22 protein-coding genes and 1 riboswitch are annotated in these 24,902 nt (G+C 43.2%); of the genes, 20 read left to right on the top strand and 2 right to left on the bottom strand.

Features of this window, described 5'->3' with window-relative positions; genetic code table 11:
- The 5 genes from isdG (at position 1) to cydC (ending at position 7,321) form a co-directional block, all read left to right on the top strand.
- Positions 1-1,122 (top strand): heme oxygenase, encoded by a 1,122-nt coding sequence (gene isdG, locus MHH65_RS18165; protein ID WP_024427505.1) that lies wholly within the window; start codon positions 1-3, stop codon positions 1,120-1,122.
- A 321-nt stretch (positions 1,123-1,443) separates the two neighbouring features.
- A complete protein-coding gene (locus MHH65_RS18160; protein ID WP_041118224.1) occupies positions 1,444-2,859 on the top strand; it encodes a cytochrome ubiquinol oxidase subunit I in 1,416 nt (471 codons plus the stop codon).
- Positions 2,846-3,862 carry a cytochrome d ubiquinol oxidase subunit II gene (gene cydB / locus MHH65_RS18155; RefSeq protein WP_070326179.1) on the top strand — a complete coding sequence of 339 codons (1,017 nt, stop codon included), beginning with the start codon at positions 2,846-2,848 and terminating at the stop codon, positions 3,860-3,862. Before MHH65_RS18160 ends, cydB begins: the two co-directional genes overlap by 14 nt.
- Positions 3,862-5,598 (top strand): thiol reductant ABC exporter subunit CydD, encoded by a 1,737-nt coding sequence (gene cydD / locus MHH65_RS18150; protein ID WP_098677100.1) that lies wholly within the window; start codon positions 3,862-3,864, stop codon positions 5,596-5,598. The genes cydB and cydD overlap by 1 nt, the downstream gene beginning before the upstream one ends.
- Positions 5,588-7,321 (top strand): thiol reductant ABC exporter subunit CydC, encoded by a 1,734-nt coding sequence (cydC, locus tag MHH65_RS18145; RefSeq protein ID WP_098677101.1) that lies wholly within the window; start codon positions 5,588-5,590, stop codon positions 7,319-7,321. The genes cydD and cydC overlap by 11 nt, the downstream gene beginning before the upstream one ends.
- 57 nt (positions 7,322-7,378) lie before the next feature.
- Here cydC and MHH65_RS18140 read toward each other — a convergent pair whose 3' ends face one another.
- On the bottom strand, positions 7,379-8,416 hold the full coding sequence (locus tag MHH65_RS18140) for a pectate lyase (protein ID WP_034281462.1): 1,038 nt from the start codon (positions 8,414-8,416) through the stop codon (positions 7,379-7,381).
- A 461-nt stretch (positions 8,417-8,877) separates the two neighbouring features.
- Here MHH65_RS18140 and sigY point away from each other — a divergent pair, with 461 nt between their 5' ends.
- The 13 genes from sigY to MHH65_RS18075 all read left to right on the top strand — a co-directional run bounded on the left by sigY (position 8,878) and on the right by MHH65_RS18075 (position 20,155).
- Positions 8,878-9,411 (top strand): RNA polymerase sigma factor SigY, encoded by a 534-nt coding sequence (gene sigY, locus MHH65_RS18135; RefSeq protein WP_034281337.1) that lies wholly within the window; start codon positions 8,878-8,880, stop codon positions 9,409-9,411.
- Positions 9,408-9,719 carry a YxlC family protein gene (locus tag MHH65_RS18130; RefSeq protein WP_034281336.1) on the top strand — a complete coding sequence of 104 codons (312 nt, stop codon included), beginning with the start codon at positions 9,408-9,410 and terminating at the stop codon, positions 9,717-9,719. The genes sigY and MHH65_RS18130 overlap by 4 nt, the downstream gene beginning before the upstream one ends.
- Positions 9,716-9,928 carry a transcriptional regulator gene (locus MHH65_RS18125; protein WP_268413342.1) on the top strand — a complete coding sequence of 71 codons (213 nt, stop codon included), beginning with the start codon at positions 9,716-9,718 and terminating at the stop codon, positions 9,926-9,928. Before MHH65_RS18130 ends, MHH65_RS18125 begins: the two co-directional genes overlap by 4 nt.
- A gap of 310 nt (positions 9,929-10,238) precedes the next feature.
- The gene (gene gdhA, locus MHH65_RS18120) at positions 10,239-11,609 is read left to right on the top strand and encodes an NADP-specific glutamate dehydrogenase (RefSeq protein WP_268413345.1); all 1,371 of its coding nucleotides are present in this window, start codon (positions 10,239-10,241) and stop codon (positions 11,607-11,609) included.
- Positions 11,610-11,691: 82 nt separating this feature from the next.
- Positions 11,692-11,805: a hypothetical protein gene (locus tag MHH65_RS18115; protein ID WP_223251037.1), complete on the top strand. Its 114-nt coding sequence runs from the start codon at positions 11,692-11,694 to the stop codon at positions 11,803-11,805.
- 125 nt (positions 11,806-11,930) lie between these two features.
- A complete protein-coding gene (locus tag MHH65_RS18110; RefSeq protein WP_268413347.1) occupies positions 11,931-13,313 on the top strand; it encodes a copper amine oxidase in 1,383 nt (460 codons plus the stop codon).
- A 59-nt stretch (positions 13,314-13,372) separates the two neighbouring features.
- Positions 13,373-13,987, top strand: a complete 615-nt coding sequence (locus MHH65_RS18105) for a class F sortase (protein WP_098677103.1) — start codon at positions 13,373-13,375, stop codon at positions 13,985-13,987.
- A gap of 237 nt (positions 13,988-14,224) precedes the next feature.
- Positions 14,225-16,168: a BglG family transcription antiterminator gene (locus MHH65_RS18100; RefSeq protein ID WP_251232380.1), complete on the top strand. Its 1,944-nt coding sequence runs from the start codon at positions 14,225-14,227 to the stop codon at positions 16,166-16,168.
- 122 nt (positions 16,169-16,290) lie between these two features.
- Positions 16,291-16,596, top strand: a complete 306-nt coding sequence (locus MHH65_RS18095; protein ID WP_024423869.1) for a PTS sugar transporter subunit IIB — start codon at positions 16,291-16,293, stop codon at positions 16,594-16,596.
- 14 nt (positions 16,597-16,610) lie between these two features.
- Entirely contained in the window at positions 16,611-17,960 is a 1,350-nt protein-coding gene (celB, locus tag MHH65_RS18090) for a PTS cellobiose transporter subunit IIC (protein WP_024423868.1), read from the top strand.
- Between the two features lie 26 nt (positions 17,961-17,986).
- Positions 17,987-18,313 (top strand): PTS lactose/cellobiose transporter subunit IIA, encoded by a 327-nt coding sequence (locus tag MHH65_RS18085; RefSeq protein ID WP_025093804.1) that lies wholly within the window; start codon positions 17,987-17,989, stop codon positions 18,311-18,313.
- Complete coding sequence (locus tag MHH65_RS18080; protein ID WP_251232381.1) at positions 18,310-19,638, top strand: 6-phospho-beta-glucosidase; 1,329 nt, start codon at positions 18,310-18,312, stop codon at positions 19,636-19,638. Before MHH65_RS18085 ends, MHH65_RS18080 begins: the two co-directional genes overlap by 4 nt.
- A 118-nt stretch (positions 19,639-19,756) precedes the next feature.
- Positions 19,757-20,155, top strand: a complete 399-nt coding sequence (locus MHH65_RS18075) for a hypothetical protein (RefSeq protein ID WP_087977942.1) — start codon at positions 19,757-19,759, stop codon at positions 20,153-20,155.
- Positions 20,156-20,471: 316 nt separating this feature from the next.
- Here the strand turns inward: MHH65_RS18075 and MHH65_RS18070 are convergent, their stop codons facing one another.
- Positions 20,472-21,563, bottom strand: coding sequence for a branched-chain amino acid aminotransferase (locus MHH65_RS18070; protein ID WP_024426445.1), 1,092 nt, complete (start codon positions 21,561-21,563; stop codon positions 20,472-20,474).
- A gap of 367 nt (positions 21,564-21,930) precedes the next feature.
- On the opposite strand from MHH65_RS18070, the gene MHH65_RS18065 reads away from it, so the two are divergent.
- Together MHH65_RS18065 and MHH65_RS18060 are read left to right on the top strand one after the other, a co-directional pair.
- Positions 21,931-23,358: a right-handed parallel beta-helix repeat-containing protein gene (locus MHH65_RS18065; RefSeq protein ID WP_098677107.1), complete on the top strand. Its 1,428-nt coding sequence runs from the start codon at positions 21,931-21,933 to the stop codon at positions 23,356-23,358.
- A gap of 97 nt (positions 23,359-23,455) precedes the next feature.
- Positions 23,456-23,565: riboswitch (SAM riboswitch) on the top strand.
- Between the two features lie 170 nt (positions 23,566-23,735).
- Positions 23,736-24,854 (top strand): sugar ABC transporter substrate-binding protein, encoded by a 1,119-nt coding sequence (locus MHH65_RS18060; RefSeq protein ID WP_098677108.1) that lies wholly within the window; start codon positions 23,736-23,738, stop codon positions 24,852-24,854.
- The last annotated feature ends 48 nt before the right edge of the window (positions 24,855-24,902 follow it).

The raw sequence follows: 24,902 nt of genomic DNA, 5'->3' as shown, positions 1-24,902 counted from the left end.
TTGGATGTGATTGCGATGGATGACGTGAGCCTCAGTCAAGGAGGCTTTCGATTGTCGTCTATTTCAGCAGCTGTGCCTAAAGGAAGTGTAACAGGAATTATTGGACCGAATGGGTCAGGGAAGTCGACGTTTATTAAAGCGGCCGCACGCCTTACGTCGATTGAAAGCGGCATGATTTATATTCACGATATCCCGCAAAAAGAAATGACAGCACAGGAGATTGCACAAGAAATCGCCGTTCTGATGCAGACGAGAACGGCCATCCCATCGATGACAGTACGTGAGCTGGTTGCACTTGGACGCAGTCCGCATCGTTCGATCTGGAAAAAGAGCTCGAAGACAGATCAGGAAGCGATAGAGTGGGCGCTTGATGTGACAAATAGCCGCGTGAATGAAAACAGGATGCTGCATACATTGTCAGGCGGAGAAAGGCAGAAGGCGTATATTGCCATGGCACTGGCTCAGAAGACAGAGACGATTATTTTGGATGAGCCTACCACTTACTTAGATATTGCACATCAGCTTGATTTACTAGAGCTGCTCAAACAGCTGAATGAAACGCATGGGATCACCATTTTAATGGTTCTTCATGACCTGCAGCAGGCAGCAAAATATTGTGATCGCCTGATTGCAATGAAGCGTGGTCAGGTTTACCAAATAGGGACACCAAAGGAAGTATTAACAGAAAACTTTTTCAAAGAGGTCTTTGGGATTCAGGCAGAGGTTCACCTAGATGGAGAGCATCCGCTCATTATCCCAATCGCTTCGATCCAACAACAAAAGGGAGATGAATCAAACATGATCATTGTAAACAACCAGGTTAGAGTAGAAAAAGGCAGTGCAGACCACCTCGTCAAGCGTTTTAACAAGCAGGGACAAGTAGAATTCATGGAAGGATTTTTAGGTATGGAAGTCTGGGTCACACAGCAGACAACCGATTACGATGAAGTGACCATTCATACCCGCTGGAATCGAAAAGAAGACTTTGTGAACTGGACAAAGTCTCAGGCATTTGGAGATGCACACGCTCATGGAAAAGCGAAACCTGAAGGTCTATTAAAAAACAAAATTACGTACTATGAAGTCCAAGTGACAAGACCTGCTTTACAGAAAAAAGCTTAAAATAGAAACAAAGCGCTGCGGCTCACATGCAGCGCTATTTTTTTGCGGTTGTTTATTTTTCGTCACATATTCTTGACAAAGTATTCAAACAACTGACACAATACTATCCAAATTTTAGGTAAAATTTACTTTATTTTTGAAGCGTATGGGTGTAAAGTACAGGTATAAATAACTAACCGAATGAAAATCAAGAGTAAAATTTCACCGAGTGAACCATTTCAAATGGACTTTTATTTGTGAAACATTGAACAAATAGTGAATATTTTGTGAAATGGTGAGCATGAATCGTTCGGCTTGTAAAGTAAGGGAGGATGTAAGGCTGTGAGTGAGCTGTTTTTAGCAAGATTTCAATTTGCTTCAACGACATTATTTCATTTTATTTTTGTTCCTATGTCAATAGGTTTGGTGTTTATCGTCGCATTGATGCAGACCCTTTATGTCGTCAAGAAAAAAGACATCTATAAAAAGATGGCGAAGTTTTGGGGTCACCTGTTCTTACTTAACTTTGCAGTAGGTGTGGTAACAGGGATTCTGCAGGAATTCCAGTTTGGGATGAACTGGTCAGATTATTCAAGGTTTGTCGGTGATGTCTTTGGTGCACCGCTTGCCATTGAAGCACTTTTGGCCTTTTTCCTTGAATCTACATTTATTGGACTTTGGATATTCGGCTGGGATCGTCTGCCGAAGAAGATTCATTTATTGTGCATTTGGCTTGTTTCCCTTGGTACGATCTTTTCGGCATTTTGGATTTTACTCGCTAACTCATTTATGCAGGAGCCAGTTGGATTTGCCATTAAAAATGGCCGTGCAGAAATGAATGATTTTGGCGCTCTTGTGACGAACCCGCAGCTTTGGGTTGAGTTTCCGCACGTTCTATTTGGTGCACTGGCAACAGGAGCTTTCTTTATTGCAGGAGTTAGTGCCTATAAAATGATCAAAAAACAAGAAATCGCCTTTTTCAAAAAGTCATTCCAGATTGCGATGGTCCTCGCTTTAATTTCTGGTTTAGGTGTGGCGTTCTCTGGACATGATCAAGCGAAGCACTTAATGAAATCACAGCCAATGAAGATGGCAGCAAGTGAAGCCCTTTGGAAGGATAGTGGAGATCCAGCAGCTTGGACACTATTTGCCAACATTGACACAAATAAAAAAGAAAACTCTGCGGAGATCAATATTCCGTTTGCTTTAAGTTATTTGGCGTATCAGAAGTTCAGTGGAGATGTTCCAGGCATGCTGACACTTCAAAAAGAATATGAAGCCAAGTTTGGTCCTGGAGACTACATTCCGCCAGTGAAAACAACATTCTGGAGCTTTAGAATCATGGTCGGTGCTGGCATGCTGATGATTTTTGCTAGTATGATTGGCTTATATTTGAGCTTTAGAAAGAAACTAGAAACGAACAAATGGTTTTTACGCTTCATGGTAGGGATGATCGCGTTTCCGTTTATTGCGAACTCAGCCGGCTGGATCATGACTGAAATTGGGCGTCAGCCGTGGACTGTCTTTGGTATGATGACGACAGCTCAATCGATTTCACCGAACGTATCGTATGGCATGCTGTTATTCTCAGTCATTAGCTTTACGGTGATGTATCTGATTCTTGCCATTTTGCTTGCCTACTTATTCATTCGAGAAATTAAAAAAGGTGCACATTCTGAAGAGGATACAGATCAAAAGGATGAAACGGACCTGTCTACAGATCCATTTGATGGAGGCGCATATCATGGTATATCTTAACGAGATTTGGTTTATTCTTGTCGCAGTATTGTTTGTTGGATTTTTCTTCTTAGAAGGATTTGATTTTGGTGTCGGGATGTCCATGCAGCTGCTTGGAAAGGACGCGCACGAGCGCCGCATTTTAATCAATACGATTGGTCCTTTCTGGGATGCGAATGAGGTCTGGCTAATTACAGCTGGCGGCGCTATTTTCGCTGCATTTCCTCACTGGTATGCCACGATGTTCAGCGGATACTATATTCCGTTTGCGGTTCTCCTCTTAGCGCTCATTGGGCGCGGCGTCGCCTTTGAATTCCGAGGGAAGGTTGAGAAAGCCTCTTGGATTAAAGCGTGGGACTGGGTGATCTTCTTTGGCAGTCTGCTTCCGCCGTTTTTGCTCGGTGTGTTATTCACGAGTATTTTACGAGGGATGCCAATTGATCAAGACATGAACATGTACGCTGGATTTACGGACTTTGTGAATCTTTACTCAGTGATCGGCGGGTTAGCTGTGACGGTTCTTTGTCTGCTGCATGGCTTGATTTTCGTCACACTTCGTACAGAGGGTGACTTAAGAGACCGTGCAAGAAAACTAGGCCAGCGTGTCCTGCTCATTGCACTCCCTGTTCTTGTTATATTTGTCGGTGTGTCCATCATTGAAACAGATATTTATACTGTACGCCCGATCATCACCATTCCATTAACTGTGCTGATTGTGGTTTGTTATGTAGCTGCCCTTGTTTTGATGAGAAAAGAACGTGATGGCTGGACATTCTTATTCACAGGCGCAGGCATCATGGTGACGGTGTCCATGCTGTTTACTGCATTGTTCCCGCGCGTCATGATTAGTTCAATCAGTCATTCATTTGATCTCACAATTCAAAACGCTGCATCTGGATCTTATTCACTGACGGTCATGACGATTGTTGCTGTTTCTTTGCTGCCCTTTGTGCTTGGGTATCAAATTTGGAGCTATTACGTCTTCCGTAAACGTGTAAGCGGTAAGGAGCCAATGACCTACTAATGGATAAACGTTTGCTTCAATTAAAAGGAATGAGAGGGCTTCTTGCCCTCTTAGGTATTGTGTCACTCATCCAAGGAGCAAGTATTATTTTCCAAGCACAGTGGCTGGCACATGCCATTACAACGCTGTTTGACGGGAAAAGCCTCTCGCAGGCAACGCCTTATGTCATGCTGTTTCTTGCTGCCTTTGTTGTGCGGCACGGTCTCACCTTGATTCGGGAGAAGGTCATGTTTACCTACTCTTCCCGAATTGGAGCAGACGTCAGAAAGCAGCTGTTAGACCAACTCTTTCGATTAGGGCCTGCCTTCGCAAAGAAAAAAGGGACAGGAAAGCTTGTCACATTAGCAATGGAAGGAATTGCTCAATACCGTCAGTATTTACAGCTGTTTTTGCCGAAAATGGTGAACATGGCAGTGATTCCGGCGGTGGTCCTTATCTATGTGTGGACATTAGATGAAACATCAGCCGTCATTTTAATTGTGACGCTGCCAATTTTAATTATTTTTATGATTTTGCTAGGCCTTGTTGCTCAGCGTAAAGCGGCCAAACAATGGAGATCGTATGAGAAATTATCCAATCATTTTACTGACTCTCTCCGGGGCCTTGAGACGCTGCGTTACTTAGGTATCAGCAAAAAACACTCCCGTAATATTGCGGAGGTGTCAAAGCGATATCGAAAAGCGACCATGAGTACACTGAAGGTCGCCTTTCTGTCATCGTTTGCCCTCGATTTCTTTTCCATGCTATCAATTGCAACCGTCGCTGTTTTTCTTGGCTTACGTTTAATTGAAGGAGAGCTTCTGTTATTGCCGGCTTTGACGGCGCTTATGCTGGCGCCGGAGTATTTTCTGCCGGTACGTGAAGTGGGAAATGATTATCATGCGACGTTAAATGGAAAAGAAGCGAATGAAGCCATGCAGGTCATTTTAGAAGAAAAAGGCTTCCGCGCCCAGGAGACACAATCTGTGCAGCTGAATAAGTGGGATGAACAATCCGTGCTCACCCTGCAGGATGTTTGTGTTCAGCATGATGAACTTGCTCCTTATTCCATTCAGGATGTAGATCTCACTGTCAAAGGGAAGAAAAAAATCGGCATCATTGGTGCCAGTGGTTCAGGGAAATCGACATTAACTGATGTCCTCGGCGGCTTTGTTGAACCGTCTTCGGGTCAAATCACGCTAAACGGCCAGCCGCTTGGTCATTTACAGATGAACGAATGGCAAAAGGAAGTTGTCTATATGCCGCAGCACCCCTATTTATTTCACATGACATTAAGAGAAAACATTCGTTTTTATGAACCAAATGCAACAGAGGAAGAAGTGGAAAGAGCGGTGCATGAAGCTGGCTTATCTCAGCTGGTTACGCAGCTGCCAAACGGACTGGACGAAGTCATTGGAGAACAGGGAAGAGAGTTAAGCGGAGGACAGGCGCAAAGAATTGCGCTTGCTCGAACTGTGCTGGGCCAGCGGTCCATTATGCTGTTAGATGAACCAACGGCGCATCTCGATATTGAAACAGAGTATGAACTGAAGAAAACAATGCTTCCACTGTTTGAACATAAACTTGTGTTCTTAGCGACACACAGACTCCATTGGATGCCGGACATGGATGAAATCATTGTCATGGATCAAGGAACCGTCGCAGAAATGGGGACACATGAATCATTAATGCAAAGAAAAGGCGTGTATTATCAATTGGTACAGGAGCAAATGGGGGCGGTCACACATGGTCAGTAAAGGCTGGTTTATACCTTATATCAAGGAGAATCAAAAGCTGTTTGCCTTGGTTTTATTTTTAGGAGCCATTGCGGTATTCTCTGCTTCTATGCTAATGTACACGTCGGGATTTCTCATTTCAAAGGCTGCGACAAGACCTGAGAATATACTCATGGTCTACGTCCCAATTGTGGCCGTACGTACCTTTGGTATTTCGCGCTCTGCTGCCCGCTACGCAGAAAGGCTGGCAAGCCATCAGCTCATTTTGACAATGATTGAAAAAATGCGTGTACGCCTCTATGACATGGCTGAACGAAGTGCCAAACAGACAAAGCTTGGGACAGGTGAAATGCTTGGTCTCTTGTCAGATGATGTGGAGAGATTGCAGGATGCCTATTTAAAAACCATCTTTCCATCCATCGGTGCACTGCTTTTATATGCCGCATCCATTGGAGCACTTGGCCTTTTCTCATGGCCTTTTGCTGGACTGATGCTGCTTTATATGGCGCTTCTCATATTCGTTTTCCCATACGTCACAGTGCTTGTGAACCGGGCAAGACAAATTCAAATGAAAAAAGGCAGAAATGAACTGTACAGCCATTTAACAGATGCAGTCATGGGCGTTAGTGACTGGCTGTTCAGCGGCAGGCAGAAAGATTTTGTGGATGGATATGAACAAAAAGAAGCGCAGCTGTTAGCGCTTGAAGCAGCGAAACATCGATTTATCCGCGTGCGTCAATTTTTGGCACAGCTCTTGATTGGAGGGGCTGTCGTGCTTGTTGTGTATTGGAGCGGCTCGGTCGTTCAGTCAGGATCCATGTCACACACACTGATTGCAGCCTTTGTACTTGTGCTGTTTCCATTAACAGAAGCCTTTCTTCCGCTGTCAGATGCGGCAGGTGATATTCCCGTCTATCAGCATGCTGTCAGCAGATTACATCATTATGAAAAGCAGTCATATGAAGGAGAAGCTGAGAGCAAGGCAGTGGATCAATCAGCCCTTTCTCACGATGAAGCTGTCTGTTTTGATCAAGTGTCCTTTCGGTATGACACGCATCAATATGTCCTTCAAGACCTGTCCTTTTCTCTGAAGCAAGGGGAATCACTCGCGCTTTTAGGAAAAAGCGGTGCAGGAAAATCGACCATTTTGAAATTGTTAGAAGGGGCAGTTGTTCCAAATCAAGGGACTGTCAGCATTCAAGGAAAACCGGTTCAAAGCATTCAAGAGAAGGTGTCTGCCTATGTATCTGTGCTGAATCAACAGCCATATTTATTCGATACGTCTGTTTTAAACAATATTCGTTTAGGATCTCCAGAGGCAACAGAAGAGCAGGTAAAAGAAGCAGCTAGACAAGTGCAGCTGCATGATGACATCGAGTCTTTGCCAGAAGGTTATCACACAGGTGTTCAGGAGACAGGGGTTCGATTTTCAGGTGGAGAAAGACAGCGTATGGCGTTAGCTCGAATTTTGCTTCAGGACACGCCGGTTGTTGTATTAGATGAACCCACCGTCGGGCTTGATCCACGGAAAGAGCGTGAATTGCTTGAAACCATCTTCCGTGTGTTAAAAGGGAAAACAGTTATTTGGATCACCCATCATCTGACTGGCTGTGAGGCGTGTGACCGCATCATGTTTATTGAAGACGGACGCATTGAGATGCAGGGTCAGCATCAGGAGTTACTAAAAGAAAACAAGCGTTATCAAAAGCTGTATGAAATGGATCGCCCGTTTTCTACAATATAAATGGATGAAATGACAAAAACGTTCGGACAGGAAATCTCTGCCCGAACGTTTTGTGGTTTAAGGGTTTACTTTACCAACACCTGCATTTGATATCACTTCTGATTTCACATTGTTCACGTTAAGCAAAGAGTAGTTATAAGGAGGGTTATACGTACCTGTTGAAGACGTTGGCAGACTGCCTGTGCTGTTAATATACGAGTTGTTGATGACATGCCATGTACCAACTTGACGGCTGTCCCAGCTTCCAATGGCATTTGTGGTGTTTTCAAATACGTTGTGTTCAATTCTCATTTTCGCGCCCATACGTGAGTTAATCGCTGTTGTGAGGATGTTTTTATAATAGTTGTTATAGACATGTCCTTCCCCGAAGCGCATAGACGGTACACGAGAGTTTAGGTTTTCAAAGCGGTTGTTGTGGAACGTAATTTTTCGATTGTAGTTATCGTTATCGGAGCTGCCCATGAGCATTGTTTTCCAGCTGTCATGTACATAGTTCCACGAGAAGGTAATGTAGTCAGAGTCATTTTTTACATCAAATAAACCATCGTAATCATCCTTCCCGGAATTCAATGTGTTGTACAATTCATTATGATCGACCCATATGTTTTTAGAACCGCCTTCGATCCCGATGGCATCCTTGTCACCGATTTTGCTGTGGTGGATTTTCAAGTTGCGGATGATGATGTTATTGGCACGCCATACTTTAATGCCAATTCCATTCAATTCGCCGTTCGTCCCTTTACCGACGATCGAGACATTATTTGTATCTTTCACATCGATTTTATTGGCTGATGTATTAGAAGGGGTAATGGTCCCGTCTACAACAATTTTTAATTTTTCGTTTGTTCCTTTATTTTTGAGGGCAGCCAATAGTTCATTTCCAGTTTTGACTGTGACGGTTTTACCGCCTTCACCGCCTGTTGTGCCGCCATTTAATGTGGAGAAGCCTTGTTGATTAAAGTTGGCCATAATAGAAGGGCTTTCTGGATATTTGGCTGCTGCCTTTGCCTCCCCGTTTGGTGCAAATAATGAAGTGACGAGACCAACAGCTAATACACCGGCTAACATTGGAATTTTTCTTTTCAAACTCAACATCTCCATTCTATTTTATTTTAATGAAAACGTTTCCAAAATAAGCTGTGATTCAACCACTCCTCCTTCCTTCACAAGCATTGCTTCTTTCGGAATGTAGGATGAGCATAGCATGCAAAAAGGTATCATCGGCTAAGGATAGGCGCAGCGTATTCCATGATTTTCTAGGAAGCTAAGCCAATGATTATTTCATTTTCATCTTCATGAGATAAGGACCATTGTCGATAGGTATGAGGATGACATCTTGATTATGGAGAGGAGGCTCTCCGTTTGGTAGAAAATCAAGATGATTATAAACGCATCATTTTGTTAGAGAAGAAGGAATGCCATAATCATTACATAAGAAAAAATTGGATATAAAACGAGAATCATAGAAGGAATGCTAAAAAATAAGGTCTAATTTAAACGATATTGTCATCCGTGTCGTCTTATGAGTAAGAGAAGAAAAGGAAGGAGGGGCGTGCTTGGAGCAGACAGAAGAGACATTATTGATTCAGCGGGCAAAACAGGGAGATGATGCCGCGTTTACAGCCCTTTATCGGCATCATTATTCCTTTCTTTACCGATATATGTTGAAGCTGACCCTTCAACAAGAGCTGGCAGAGGAAATCATGCAAGAAACGATGCTGAAAGCGTATATGAAACTTTCTTCATTTAGAGGAGATGCCTTATTTTCAACCTGGCTTATTTCGATTGCATCTAGGCAATTTTTAGATCACCAGAAGAAAAGAAAACGTGAACAAATGAGAGAAGGAAAAGCGAATCAGGAAGCCATACGCCGCTTTAAATGGGACGTTCAGCAAAAGGGGAACACATGGCATGACATGTGGGATGCTTTAAATGAATTAAAGGCTCAGGAGAGAGCACCGATTATTCTGCACTATTATTATGGATTTACCTACCCAGAAATGGCTTCAATGCTTGGAATGAGAGAAGGCACTGTGAAATCGAGGGTTCATCATGGATTAAAGAAAATTCGAAAGGAGTGGGATTTATGAAGGAAGATCGTTTGACCGAACGTTTAAAAGAAGAGCTGCAGCAGCTAGACGAACAAATTGAAGTGGAAAAGCCAAGTGAGCAGGCTGTCATGATGATGCTGAAACAGGCGAAGGAAAAAGAGAAAAGGCGTTTTAAACAAGAAGTGCTGGCATACGTTTTGATCAGTTTGACCATTCTAGCACTCTTTGCAGCTGCCATTACCCATTTGCCTATCATCTTCATTCTTCTCCAAATAGTGAGCGTCCCCATCTGCTTTGTTGTTGGCTACAAGGAATATCAACATATCAAAGGAGGGTCTTCCGTATGAGTCAGTCGGAAATGATCATCTTATTGTGCGTCTTGCCGTTATTGTTTGCACAGGGCTTTCTTTTATTTATAGATGCAAAGAAAAGAGGGCGTTACAAGTGGTTCTGGGGCATTGTCGGTCTCATTAACTTTCCATCGTCTTCTATTTTATATTGGCTTTGTGTTGTGTTACCTGATCGAAAAAGAGGTGGAAAGCTCCGAAAAGATTGAGTGTATCCGATCAAACTTTTGACCCTTTTTTCAATGGAAAACCAGCTAGAAATTCAGCATGATTCATGTATTTGTCAAAGAAAACGGGACGAGAAATATCCGCGTGTTCATTTCTAGCACATAAGTCATTTCTTGAGCGCTTATTTTTAAGACAATCGCTGCGGCTGCTTGATCTATCTCAATTCGGCATCATTTTCATCTGTTATCAATATTGATCAGATTTTACAATTGGTGTTAAATTAATCTCAATATGCGTTAGAAAATCTAACAATTAAATGTGTGGAGATATCTACAAGGAGGCAGATGGGATATGTTGACCTTAGATCGAGCAGCACAAACAGCACAAAGCTACATCCACCGTGTGTTAGAAGAGGTGGAAAAACGAAATCCCGGCGAGGAGGAATTCCAGCAAGCCGTAAAAGAAATTCTGGAATCACTCGTCCCAGTTTTTGCGAAGCACCCAGAGTATGAAAAACAGGGCATTTTAGAACGACTCATTGAGCCTGAGCGGCTTGTGGTATTTCGAGTGCCATGGGTAGACGATGAGGGCAAAGTACAAGTCAATCGAGGGTTTAGGGTTCAATTCAATAGTGCCATCGGTCCTTATAAAGGAGGCATTCGTTTTCATCCAACCGTCAATGCAAGCATTATCAAGTTTTTAGGGTTTGAACAAATCTTTAAAAACGCACTGACTGGTATGCCGATTGGCGGAGGGAAAGGCGGATCGGATTTTGACCCTAAAGGGAAGTCCGATGGAGAAATCATGCGTTTCGTTCAAAGCTTTATGAGTGAACTCGGCCGATATATTGGACCTGATCAAGATGTGCCAGCAGGTGATATTGGTGTAGGAGCACGCGAAATTGGCTATATGTTCGGACAGTACAAGAAAATGCGCGGTGCTTATGAAGCGGGTGTACTCACGGGGAAAAGCCCTGGATTCGGAGGCAGCTTAGGGAGAAAAGAGGCAACAGGTTACGGACTGGTGTACTTCATGGAGGAAATGCTGAAAGCACATGGGCTCCAATTTGAAGGGCGTTCAGTTGTTGTATCAGGCTCAGGAAATGTGTCTATTTATGCAATGGAAAAGGTAATCGAATTAGGCGGTAAGGTTGTGGCTTGCAGTGATTCAAGCGGAGCGATTTATGATCCTCAAGGGATTTCACTTGAGACCATCAAGCAGCTGAAGGAAGTCGAGAATCAGCGGATTGGGGCATACATAGACATTCACCCGCATGCTGAATTAATTGAAGATTGCGAACAAATTTGGTCCGTTCCTTGTGATATTGCGCTGCCATGTGCAACACAAAATGAAATATCAGAGGCGCATGCACAGCAGCTTGTGGCAAATGGTGTCATCGCTGTAGGAGAAGGAGCCAATATGCCATCCACTCTTAAGGCGGTCAAAGTATTTGAAGAGAATCGTATTTTATTTGCGCCAGCGAAAGCGGCCAATGCTGGAGGAGTAGGTGTATCAGCACTGGAAATGGCACAAAACAGTGCAAGAATATCTTGGACATTTGAAGAAGTAGATGCTCAGCTGAAACAAATGATGCAGTCTATTTATCGTCAGTGTACAGAGACAGCAGACGAATATGGGCACTCAGGAAACATCATGGTTGGAGCAAATATTGCAGGATTTCGTAAAGTGGCAGATGCCATGATCGCACAAGGCGTGATTTAACTCCTGCTCTCCCGCACCTGTTTATTTCATGACAAGATGGGGAATCGTCCTTTAAGAATGACAATAAGGAGGCGCGGGAGAAATGAAAAAATGGCTGAAACAAATTGTCAAATGGGCACCTGTGATTTATCCATTGGTGAGAAAAATATATAAAGAGCGAAAAGCATCTAAACGTCGCAACGTATCAGCCGGATAATCCGGCTTTTTTTTATGCAAACATACAGATCCTGTGTTGTAAGAAAAAAACAAAAGAATTGAATGATCCATTTCATCCATCTCTCCGTTAAGTACATAACAAACGGAAAGAGGAGGAAATAAAAAATGAACATGAAGAAAGCAATGTTAACCATTCCACTGAGCGCAGCGTTACTATTCCCAGTGGCTCATAGCGCAAGTGCACACGAAGGACATATGCATGGGGAGGCGAAGAAGACGTCTTCATCACAAGAGGTGTCAAATAAAGCCGCAGATCTTCGAGCAGCGCTAGATCAGCTGTTTTCAGAGCATGCCTATTTAGCAGTGATCACAATGCAAAAAGGAATTGACGGCAGTAAAGACTTCGATCAAGCAGCGGCGGCTTTAAATGACAACACGAATGACTTATCAGATGCAATTGCCTCTGTATATGGAAAAAAAGCAGGCAAACAATTCAAGGACATTTGGTCAAGTCATATCGGCTACTTTGTTGACTATGTACAAGCCGCAGCGAAAAAAGATAATGCAGGTAAAAAGAAAGCGATGAAGCAGCTTGATCAATATCGAATGAAACAAGCCGATATGCTCGATCAAGCAACAGACGGCAGACTGAAAGCAAGTGAGCTTGAAGAAGGCTTGAAGATGCATGTGAATGAACTGCTAAAAGCGTTTGACAGCTATACTGAAAAGGATTTTGATACGACCTATGAAACGGTTAGAAAATCCATTCATCATATGTTTGAGGTAGGAAAAGGCGTGTCATGGGCCATCACAGATCAATTTCCTGGGAAATTTGATCAAAAGTCAGTGGATACACCAGCAGCGGATCTTCGTGAAGATTTAAACTACTTGTTCTCAGAGCATTTGGTACTCGCGGTAGTTGCCATGCAAAAAGGAAATGATGGCAGTAAGGACTTTAAGCAGGCAGCAGGGGCTTTAAATGAAAACACAAATGATTTATCTGCTGCGATTGCATCTGTTTATGGTAAGGATGCAGGCAAACAATTCAAAGACATTTGGTCAAGCCATATCGGCTATTTAGTTGATTATGTCAAAGCGGATGCATCAGGGAATCAACAAGCAAAAGAAAAGGCTGTCAAAGATTTAGAAGCGTATCGAATGAAGCAAGCGAAATTCCTAGATCAAGCGACAGATGGACGTTTAAAGGCAGCTGATTTAGAGGCTGGTTTGAAAACACATATTGATGAGCTGATCAAAACATATACGTCTTACCATAATGGCGAATATGATCAGCTTTATCCGACAGTGAGAGAGGCTTATGGTCATATGTTCATGGTTGGTCAGGATGTCGCAGCAGCGATTGTTGATCAGCATCCTGAGCTGTTCAAATCCAATATGCCTAATGAAATGCCGAAAACAGGTATGGGAGGCACAGCCGGTCCTTTAGGCATGTCCTATGAAGCATTTGCGGGTATGATCGCAAGTTTAATTCTAGCAGGCGGTGCATTTTTCCTCATTCGCCGTAAGGCATCAAATTCTAACTCATAAAGACAGATGGGAACGTGCACAATCGTGCCGTTCCTTTCTTCAAAAGGAGGCCGGCTTAGATGAAGAATTGGCTGCTCAGTATTCTTTCGCTTCTCATCATCACAGGCTGTTCATCACCGTCAATGGATGAATCGTCATCCTCAAAAAACATATCCGTTTCTAAGGAAATGACTACACATCAAGCTGAGAAACAGAACCACTCACACGATACATTAAAAGACGAGCCGTCTGGCATTGTACCAGCTGAAATCGCCATTCCCGCTATTGATGTCAAAGCAAAAGTGGAGAAAACATCTTTATCAAATGATGGCAGTATGGGTGTTCCTCAGGATACAGACAACACCGCTTGGTTTGAAGATGGTCCAAAGCCGGGAGATAAAGGGAATGCCGTCATGAATGGCCATGTAGATAATAAATGGGGGCCATCGGTTTTTTATCGATTAAAGGAGCTAAAAAAGGGAGACAAGGTGGTCGTCACGTCCTCATCAGGAAAAAAGCGAAGCTTTGAAGTCATAAAAGTAAGAAGCTATCCGCGTGAAGAGAAGCCCAATGCGTTTTTTGGATACGCCTTTACACGGAATCTCAATTTAATCACTTGTACAGGGACCTTTGATCATGCAGCAGGTACGCATGAAAAAAGATTGGTTGTCTTTACCGAGCTGATCTCTTCATAAAGAAGGCGGATACACGAAGGTGTACGCCTTTTTTTCGTGGTTTTCGCAAGTATTTTTCAAAAAGATTCATAGGACATTAGATATGGTTAGTTGTATAAATAGGGGCATTTGTCATATAAATGAGTTGGCAATTTTTATTTCTTTTCAGTAGAATATGAGTAATGAAGAGAACTGCAAGCGGATACAACCTGTCCAGACAAGGCAGATTCTCCACCCCTACATAAGGAGGCCGATCTGATGCTGAGTAAAAGACTGGCGCACATCTTAAGTCAGCTCATGGCAGCTGAGACCCCGCTCACCAGCGCTGCACTTTCTGCCAGTTTACAAGTGACAAGCCGCACCATTCGTACAGACATAAAGGAACTGAACGACCGCCTTGCCCCTTACCTAGCGGCTGTAACAGCTGTTAGAGGAGCTGGTTATGAGCTGCTGATCAACGATGAGAATGCCTTTCGCCGTTTTATGAAGGAGGAGGTCGAGCAGGAAGAGCCGCTTGCTGTGCTGCCAGAGGAGCGTGTTCGGTTTATTTTAAAAAGGCTTCTTTTGGCAGAATCCTATGTGAAGCTGGAGGATTTACAGGAGCAGCTGTTTATTAGTAAATCAACGATGAGCAACGATGTGAAATCGGTCAAACGTAAGCTGGAGCCCTTTGATCTGAAGCTGGAAGCGAAGCCTAGCAAAGGCTGCCGAATCAAGGGATCAGAGATGAAAATCCGTTATTGTATGTCAGAATATTTATTCAATGAACGTCGTTCTTATCAAACGATGTTGAACACAGCTGTTACTATTTTGCCAAAGCATGAACTCGAATTGATTCAGAAAACAATGATCAATTATATCAATGAGGAAGGTATGAATCTATCAGACATTTGCATGAATAATTTAATCGTTCATGTCGCCATTGCCTGCAAACGAATTAGACACGGAAACTATGTATCTGTTCTTCCAGAGGAAATCAGCGAAATTCCGCGGGCAAAGGAATATAAGGTCGCTAAAAAAATGGTGGAGCGTCTTGAAGGGCTGCTGGATGTCTCATTTCCACAAGAGGAAATTGTCTATATCACCATTCATTTGCTAGGAACAGCCAAAATGGTACAGTCCTTTTCCTCGAGCGGTCAAAAACAAATTGTAGATGATGACACGAGCCGGCTTGTACAGCTCATGCTGAAGGCCATTGATCAAAAACTGCAGCTTGATTTAGCCGGTGATACGGAACTAATGATTGGACTCAGTCTGCACTTAAAGCCTGCCATCAACCGATGTAAATATGGAATGAACTTAAGAAATCCGATGCTTGATGAAATAAAAGCGGGGTATCCCCTTGCTTTTGAAGCGGGGATTATCGCCAGCAGGGTCCTTGAAGAAGAGGAAGGGCTGAGTATTCATGAGAACGAAATCGGATATATGGCGCTTCACTTTGGTGCGGCTTTAGAGCGGAGGAAAATGGAGATCCCGCCGAAGCGGTGTCTTATTGTCTGTGCGTCTGGTGCAGGGAGTGCAAGGCTGCTGCAGGATCGTTTGCGGTCACAATTTGGGTCAAAGCTGACCATTTTAGGAACAGCAGAGCTATATTCGCTGCCGCATGTCTCTTTGCATGCCCTGGATTTGATTATTACAACGATCCCAATTCATATGGATTTACCGGTTCCAGTCATTCAAGTGAACACCATATTGGGAGGCAGTGATTTTTTAAAAATTGAAGAAGCTCTGACGAGTGAAACAAGGGTGACATTGGCCTCTCAATATATGAAAAAGGAATTGGTTTTTACAAAACGCGCCTTTCAAACAAAGGAAGAGGTCATCACCTTTTTAACGCAAAAAGTCATCGATATGGGCTTAGCGCCAGCTGAACTCACACCATCTGTCATGGAAAGAGAAGAGGCTGCCCCAACCTCTTTCGGACATTATACAGCGATTCCGCACCCGATGACGCCGCTGACAGATGAGACGTTTTGGGCGATATGTACATTAGAAAAACCAATCATTTGGGGAGAGAAAAAGGTTCAATTTGTCTGCCTGCTTTGTGTCGAAAAAGAGAATGCCAAAGATTTAAAAGGCATGTACCGCCTGCTGGGAGAGCTTGTGCATAATGTGAAATTCATTCAGCATCTGATCGCCTGTGATACATTTGAAGACATGCTTGATATCATGTATAAAAAGGTTCCTTCGTACAAGAACTAACTGTGTGATATTAACTTTTTCCGCTTCCTAAAGGAAAAAGTATGGGTGTTTATGAAAGCGGTTTCATAATATGATGAAAGTGTAAAGAATAGCTTCACACTTTGAAAAGGGGGCGTTTACACATGAACATCTTATTGGTTTGCGCAGCAGGTATGTCCACAAGCTTACTTGTCACAAAAATGGAGAAAAGCGCACAAGAACAAGGAAAAGAATATCGTATTTGGGCAGTATCAGGAGATTCTGCGAAAAATCATATTGATCAAGCCGATGTGCTTTTATTAGGACCTCAGGTTCGATATTTATTACCACAAATGAAAAAGCTCGGAGAAGAAAAAGGAATCCCAGTAGACGTGATTAATACTGTGCATTATGGCGTTTGTAATGGCGCTGAGGTTTTAAAATCTGCTGAACAGTTAGTGAACGGATAAAGGGGGCGGAGGGGATGAATGGATTCAACCGATTTCTAGAAGAGAAGGTCATGCCGTTTGCAGGGAAGATTGCCGCTCAAAGACATTTACAAGCATTGCGTGACGGAATTGTTTTAACGATGCCTCTCATTATTGTCGGTTCACTGTTTCTCATTTTAGCCAACCTTCCGATTCCAGGATACAGCGATTTTATGGCAAGTATCTTCGGAGCAGAATGGGCCACGAAACTATCCTATCCTGTTAATGCAACCTTTGACATTATGGCACTTGTTGCGACCTTCGGGATTGCTTACAGGCTTGCTGAAAAGTATGCCGTTGATGCGCTATCATCTGGTGCGATCGCTGTTGCGGCTTTCCTTTTGGCTACACCATATCAAGTACCTTTCACACCTGAAGGCTCAACAGAAGCTATCCTAGTTGGCGGGGGAATTCCTGTCACACTGATGGGCAGTAAAGGTTTATTCGTTGCCATGATTATTGCCATGCTTTCAACCGAAATTTACCGCTTCATTGTACAGCGGAACATTGTTATCAAAATGCCTGATGGTGTACCGCCAGCAGTCAGTAAATCGTTTATTGCACTTATTCCAGGTTTTGTGGTCATCACCCTGATCTGGGTCGCTAGACTTGTGATTGAGATGACACCTTTTGAGAGTATTCATAATATCATCACGGTCTTAATTGGCACACCGCTATCGATTCTTGGTGGCAGCTTAGGCGGCAGTATCGTTGCGATGGGTGTGCAAATGCTCCTCTGGGCATGTGGTATTCACGGAGCAACCATTGTCGGCGGCGTCATGGGGCCAATTTGGCTCGGTGCAATGGATGAGAACCGTCTTGCATTCCAAGCAGGAGAAGTACTGCCGAATATTTTCACAGCGCAGTTCTTTGAAATCTTCATCAACGTCGGCGGAAGCGGAGCAACGCTTGCTTTGGTGCTGACCATGATCTTACGCGCCAGAAGTAAACAAATGAAACAGCTTGGCCGCCTTGCCATTGGGCCAGCCATCTTTAACATTAACGAACCGATCATTTTTGGAATGCCGATTGTCATGAACCCAATGCTCCTCATTCCGTTTATCCTTACGCCAATCATGATGATCATCACCACATATATCGGAATGAGCACAGGGCTTGTGGCAAAACCAGCCGGGATCGCTGTCCCATGGACCATGCCGCCAATCATTTCAGGCTATCTCGCCACAGGAGGCAAAATCTCTGGTGCTGTCATGCAGCTGATTAACCTTGCGCTGTCATTTGCTCTATACTACCCATTCTTTAGAATGTGGGATAAGCAGAAATTGAAAGAAGAAAGTGAATTAGAAACAAAAGCATCAACTGATGAAAATGTCGTCAGCATGTAATAGAGGGAACAAGGGGGATGCGGCCGATGGAAATGGAACAAATTGTGTTTCAACTCATCCTGCACGGCGGAAATGGCAGAAGCTCCGCGATGGAGGCCATTACATGTGCAAAACAAGGAAACTTTGATGAGGCGAAGCAAAAATTGCAGGACGCACAAGACGCGTTAAATGAGGCGCATCACGCACAGACAGAGCTGATCCAAGGAGAAATCAGGGGCGAAAAGACGGAAATTAGTCTCTTAATGATTCATGCGCAGGATCATCTCATGAACGCAATGACCGTCAAGGAGCTCGCAGCAGAAATCATCGAGCTCCATGAAAAAATGAAGCAACTCGGAGGTGTCAATTCATGAAAGAAGGAATCAAAATTGTCACAATAGGCGGTGGATCGAGCTATACGCCTGAGCTCGTCGAAGGGTTTATTAAACGATATCAAGAATTGCCTGTAAAAGAATTATGGCTTGTGGATATTGAAGCGGGTCAGGAAAAGTTAAACATCGTAGGCGCTCTGGCGAAACGTATGGTTGAAAAAGCAGGTCTGCCGATTGAGGTACACCTGACTCTTGACCGCCGGGAGGCCTTGAAGGACGCAGATTTTGTGACGACACAATTTCGTGTAGGACTGCTGGAAGCACGGGCAAAGGATGAGAGAATACCGCTTAAATACGGCGTCATCGGTCAGGAAACGAACGGACCAGGCGGTTTATTTAAAGGCCTTCGGACCATCCCAGTCATTCTAGACATTGTGAAGGATATGGAAGAGCTTTGCCCAGACGCATGGCTTGTGAACTTTACAAATCCAGCGGGCATGGTCACAGAAGCTGTTTTACGCTACACGAATCTAAAAAAAGTGGTCGGTCTATGCAATGTGCCGATTGGGATCAAAATGGGGATTGCCAAAGCGCTTGATGTGGACGTTGAACGCATCGAGGTACAGTTTGCCGGTCTCAATCACATGGTCTATGGATTAGACGTATATTTAGACGGGGTCAGCATTATGGATCAAGTGCTTGATGAACTAGGAAATCCAAACAGCCAGTGGTCCATGAAAAACATTGAAGCGAAAAACTGGGAGCCTTCTTTTGTGAAAGGATTAGGGGTCATCCCATGTCCGTATCACCGCTATTACTATAAAACGAAAGATATGCTGGAAGAAGAGCAAAAGGCGGCTCAAGAGAAAGGAACACGAGCAGAGGTTGTGCAGCAGGTCGAGCAGGAATTATTTGAGCTTTATAAAGATCCTGATTTGTCGATTAAACCACCGCAGCTCGAAAAAAGAGGCGGGGCCTATTACAGCGATGCGGCCTGTAACTTAATCAGCTCTATCTATAATGATAAGCACGACATTCAACCAGTCAATACAGTGAACAGAGGGGCGATTGCCAGCATTCCGGCTGAATCAGCGGTTGAAGTAAACTGTATCATTACGAAGGACGGACCAAAACCAATCGCGACAGGTGATCTGCCTGTAGCTGTAAGAGGACTCGTTCAACAAATCAAATCATTCGAGCGTGTGGCAGCAGAAGCGGCTGTGACTGGAGATTACGAGACGGCTCTTGTGGCGATGACCATCAACCCGCTCGTCCCATCTGACGACATTGCAAAGCAAATTTTAGACGAAATGCTCGAAGCGCATCGTGAGCATTTACCGCAATTCTTCAAATCAATCAATGCTTAACACATAATGGCCCCTTTAATGGGGTCATTTTTTTGATTGCCCCATATGGAAACTGGAGAAAGAAGTGTATGATTAGAAAAAACAGCATGTATGGCTTCAAAGAAAGGACTGTTGGAATATGGTTGCAATTGGTTTAATGTTTTACGGGTTTGTCGTACAGCCTGTCATGAGTTATGGTACAGTGATCTTGTTTTTGTATGGCCTTATTGCTTCATTTGTTGGCCTCATTCGGCATAAGGAATATGTGTGGATCTATGTTCTCCGCCTGCTCGTTTGTTTTACCATTCCCGTAACCAATCTGTTGATGTATTTTGCAACGATTGGAGGAGATGCAAGAAAATTTGATTTCCGGCCAATGCCGCTTGTTTATTATCTTGTCTTTATCCTAGAAATCATGATCATCTTTTTGCCAGAGATCTTTTTACTGATCGAAAAAAAGCGGAGCATCAAAAGGAAACAGTGGATATACACAGGGGCGATTGTTGGGGTGTCGGTCTTGTTTTGGTGCACGATTTGATGGGAAGCAGACGGGTCAACTAAGTCTATTTCGCCTTTTTTTCTGTAACTTCTTTCGTCTGACCTTCACAAAAGTAATGGAAAGAGCAAGGATAGAAATCCCAAGCGCCTTAAATAGAAACCGAGTGAGGAACGGTGAATCGTCGAAACCAGTGGCGACGATCATCGATCCGATGCAGATTCCAAAGAACGCTAGTAGATAAGTAAAAAACATACCATCACTCTCCTTATTCATGTGTATTTACCATTATAAGGGATAAAGAAGAGGTAAATAAACAAAAAAGAACCCTTCATGATTGAAAGGTTCTTTTATATGCTTATGCTTGCTTGACGACTGAGTCAACTTCAACTGTCCAGCCGAAGATGTCTGGCTGTGTCCCTTTTTGGATGCCAGTAATGGCTTCGTACAATTTCTTCGATACTTCGCCTGTTTGACCATTTTGGATCACATATGGCTGATCATGATAAATTAATTCTCCGACAGGAGAGATGACAGCTGCCGTTCCAGTCCCGAAAATTTCTTCAAGCTCGCCAGATTGATGTGCTTCAATTAACTCATCAATTGAAATTTTGCGCTCTGTTACTGGAATTCCCCAATGCTTTAACAGCTCAAGTACAGAGTTACGTGTGATGCCTTCTAAAATGCTGCCGTTCAATTCAGGCGTCACGATTTCTCCGTTGATTTTAAAGAAGATATTCATGCTGCCGACTTCTTCAATGTACTTTTTCTCGACCCCATCAAGCCAAAGAACTTGTGAAAATCCTTTCGTTTCAGCAACTTGCTGTGCTTTAAGGCTTGAGGCATAGTTTCCAGCTGTTTTGGCATTTCCTGTTCCACCCTTAACGGCACGGACAAACTCATTTTCAACTGCAATTTTGACCGGATGAATGCCTTCTTTATAGTATGATCCCACTGGAGATAAGATAATGAGCAGCTTATATGTGCTAGACGGTGCAACGCCTAAATATGGCTCAGTGGAAATAATGAATGGACGAATATACAAGGAAGTGCCCTCTGCATCAGGTACCCAATCCTTATCAATACGAATGAGTTCATTTAAGCCCTCTAATACTGTTTCTGTATCAATTTGCGGAATACACAGGCGGTCATTGGATCTGTTTAAGCGCTCCATGTTTTTTTCCGGACGGAATAAGAGAATTTTTTGATCCTCAGAAACATAAGCCTTCAAGCCTTCAAAAACAGATTGACCATAATGGTAGACCATCGAAGCTGGGTCCATTGGAATGGCCTGATAAGGGATAATTCTTGGATCGTACCAGCCTTTATCAACTGAATAATCCATCACAAACATGTGATCAGTGAAGATTTTTCCGAATTCAAGTTGATCAGATTGAGGTTTTGGTTTTTTTGTTGAACTAAGTTCAACGCGGATGGGTTGTTTTGGCATTGTAAATCTCCTTGCTGTTTGGTTATTTGAAAATTCTAATAATATGAAATAATTATGATTCTATTCTATACCTTCACAAAATATTAGCAATAGGTTTTCTGGAATTCAGACAAGAAAAATCTGTTAAAGCGCTTTCCTTCTCTCTGCTGTCAGTATGACTCCTATCACCCCTTTTTAAAAAAGAAATAAAATCCAAATGCATTATTAACTGATTAATCTGACAATTTAAAAACGAGTGGTTTTCCTGTAAGATATTCTTTCAACCATACACCTTTTGACTAGTACATTGCAAGGGACATCGTCATATTTTAATCCTCTTTTTTTTAACCGATAAAGGAAGAAGAGAAGAGAAAGGAGCAACAACAAGATGAAACGAGCGATACCAGGCATTTTACTCATTTTATTCATGACCGTGATCAGCTTTGGCTGTCAGGCGATGACAGATGAGGCTGGCGCTAAGCAAAGCACAGCCTATTACGTAGCGGTAAACGGAAGCGACAAAAACCCGGGCACAAAGCAAAAACCTTTCCGCACGTTGAAAAAAGCAGCAAGTATGGCGAAGGCTGGGGCAACCATTTACATGAGAGACGGTACATACAAAGAAAAATTGGTTGTCCGCCATTCAGGAACAAAGAAAGCACCCGTTGTCTTTCAAGCTTACGGAAAAGAAAAGCCTGTAATTAGCGGGGCTTCCCTTAAAGGAAATCAAGCCGATGGAGGACTTGTCACGATCGATCAAAAAAGCTACATCACCCTCAAAGGACTGACTGTAGGACATCTTAAGACGAATCAAGAAGATTTGACACCAGTTGGTATTTTCATCAAAGGAAGCGGTAAAGGCGTCAAACTGCTTAATAACCGAGTGTATGACATTCAGACGAAACATAAAAATGGAAATGCACATGGAATTGCTGTCTATGGGACAAAAGCTCCTGCAGCGATTGAAGACATTGAAATCAAAGGAAATACCGTTGAAAAATTAAAGCTGGGCTTCAGTGAAGCGCTTGTGCTAAATGGAAACGTCAAAAAGTTCCGTGTGACACATAACACGGTCCGGCACACTGATAATATTGGCATTGATTTAATTGGTTTTGAGAACGTAGCACCCTCCAAAAAGTATGATCAAGTGAGAAATGGGGTCGTCTCTAGAAACAAAGTATATGAAATTACGAGTGCAGGGAACCCAGCCTATGGCAGCGACATCTCCGCTGGCGGAATTTATGTTGATGGCGGAAAAGACATTGTGATCGATCATAACATCTCACATCACAATGATCTGGGGATTGAAGTCACAAGCGAACATAAAGGGAAAATGGCAGACGGCATCCGCATCGAACACAATCAAGTATATTTAAACCGTTATACAGGCATTTCTATTGGCGGCTATGATAAGAAGCGGGGCGGTACAACCAATACGACGATTTCACATAATATTTTGTACAAAAATGACACAGCCGGCTTAGAGGGCGGTCAATTGCTAATGCAGTATCAAGCAGTGGACAATCGAATCACGAATAATATCATGTCAGCTAGTGTCTCGCATTACTTGGTCGTGAATCTTTATCAAGTGAACCAAAAGAATACCTTCCAGAAGAACGTTTATGATGACCGCAAAGGTGCGAAAGCATCACAGTGGATTTGGCGCGGGAAATGGATGGAAGGCTACAAAACGTATCTCTCTAAAAGCGGTCAAGATAAAGGATCAGCACATCTCAACCCACAATTTGTGAATGAGAAAAAATATGATTTCCGTCTGAAGAAATCATCACCTGCGAAGAAAATCATCGGAAGCTGATGATATTTTAGAAATTTTCAAAAAAGTCATTGACATTGATGTGACATCACATTAAAGTAAAGAAGACATTTCAACGAAAACAAATTTCATAACGGATCTCTTATCAAGAGAGGCAGAGGGACTGGCCCTATGACGCCCAGCAACCGTTTCTTTTTTAGAAATTGGTGCTAATTCCTGCAAAGCTGTTACAGCTTTGACAGATAAGAGAGGAAGACTTCCCGATACATGTTTCATGCAACGGTGATCAAGCCTCTCTTTCCAAGAGAGGCTTTTTTTCGTCTCTTTTTTGAATCAAATGTATGTTTTACAGGCGTATTCCCACTTTTTTACCTAGTTTTCCGATGTGAAAAATTAAAACAACTTGAGGAGGAACAGCAATGAAGCGTAAGCATTTTACATCATTTCTTGTCTTATTAACGGCATTAACCGTCCTATTAACAGGCTGCGGCACCGGATCAAGTGCAGGCTCAAAGGCAAATACGAACGAAAAGGTTTCCTTTGACAATGTACCGAAGCGATTTGCAAAGGGACAGGGGGCAAAAATTAAAGTCATCCGCAAAATTGGAGGAGACGATCATACAGCTCAATTTTTAGCGGGGACCAAGGCAGAAGGTGAGGCACTCGGCTTTAAGGTAGATGTCTACACAGCAAATGGAGATACAGCGAAGTTCCATGATGCCATCTCTCAGGCGCTTGAAGAAAATTATGATGGCTTTATCATCTCACACGGGGACGACGATGCGACAGTCGCTGATGTGAAAAAGATCACTGCGAAAGGCATTCCGGTTGTAGCATTTGATTCGAATCCTAAGCTGAAGGACATCAAAGGGGTCACAGTGACATCTCAAGATGACGAACAATTAGCAAAAAAATCATTAGATGCGCTCGTGTCTGATTTTAAAGGAAAAGCAAATATTGCGTACCTCTGGGTAGATGGATTCCCGCCAATGGTGAGACGAAATAAAGTCTACCAAGAAACGCTTAAACAACATTCAGGGATCAAGGAGCTTGACCGCTTTGGTATTGCCTCCTCTGATACGTCTGTTCAAACGCAAAATGCAGTAGCAGCCATGCTGAATAAGTATCCAAAGGGCAAGCTGGACGCTATTTTTGCCACATGGGATGCCTTTGCCATTGGGGCAGCAAGAGCGTTAAAGGAAGCAGGAAGAACAGAAGTGAAGATTTACGGAATTGATGTGTCAAATGCGGATCTTCAAGAAATGACAGCGAAGGACAGCCCGTGGAAGTACACAGCGGCGGTTGATCCGAAGCTCATCGGCGCAGTCGACGTGAGGATTCTTGCGAAGAAAATAGCTGGTGAAAAAACACCATCTTCCTATGACCTTGAGGCCTCTCTCATCTCGCAAAAGCAGCTTCAACAAGCAGGAAAAGCCATTAACATGGTCAATCTTGCAGACGAAGTGAAGGGATTCGGTTCATCGACTGCTTTTGAGGAAGATTGGATGAAGACGCTGAAGAAGCATTATACAAAATAAGCGACGTGCACTCTCTATCCATAGAGGGTGTTTCGTTTTTCAGATGAT

The sequence above is a fragment of the Bacillus sp. FSL L8-0654 genome (assembly GCF_038629965.1).
GTDB classification, from domain to species: domain Bacteria; phylum Bacillota; class Bacilli; order Bacillales; family Bacillaceae; genus Bacillus; species Bacillus safensis.
The sequence above is the reverse complement of the archived record's forward strand: the minus strand, read 5'-3'. Positions and strand labels throughout refer to the sequence as shown.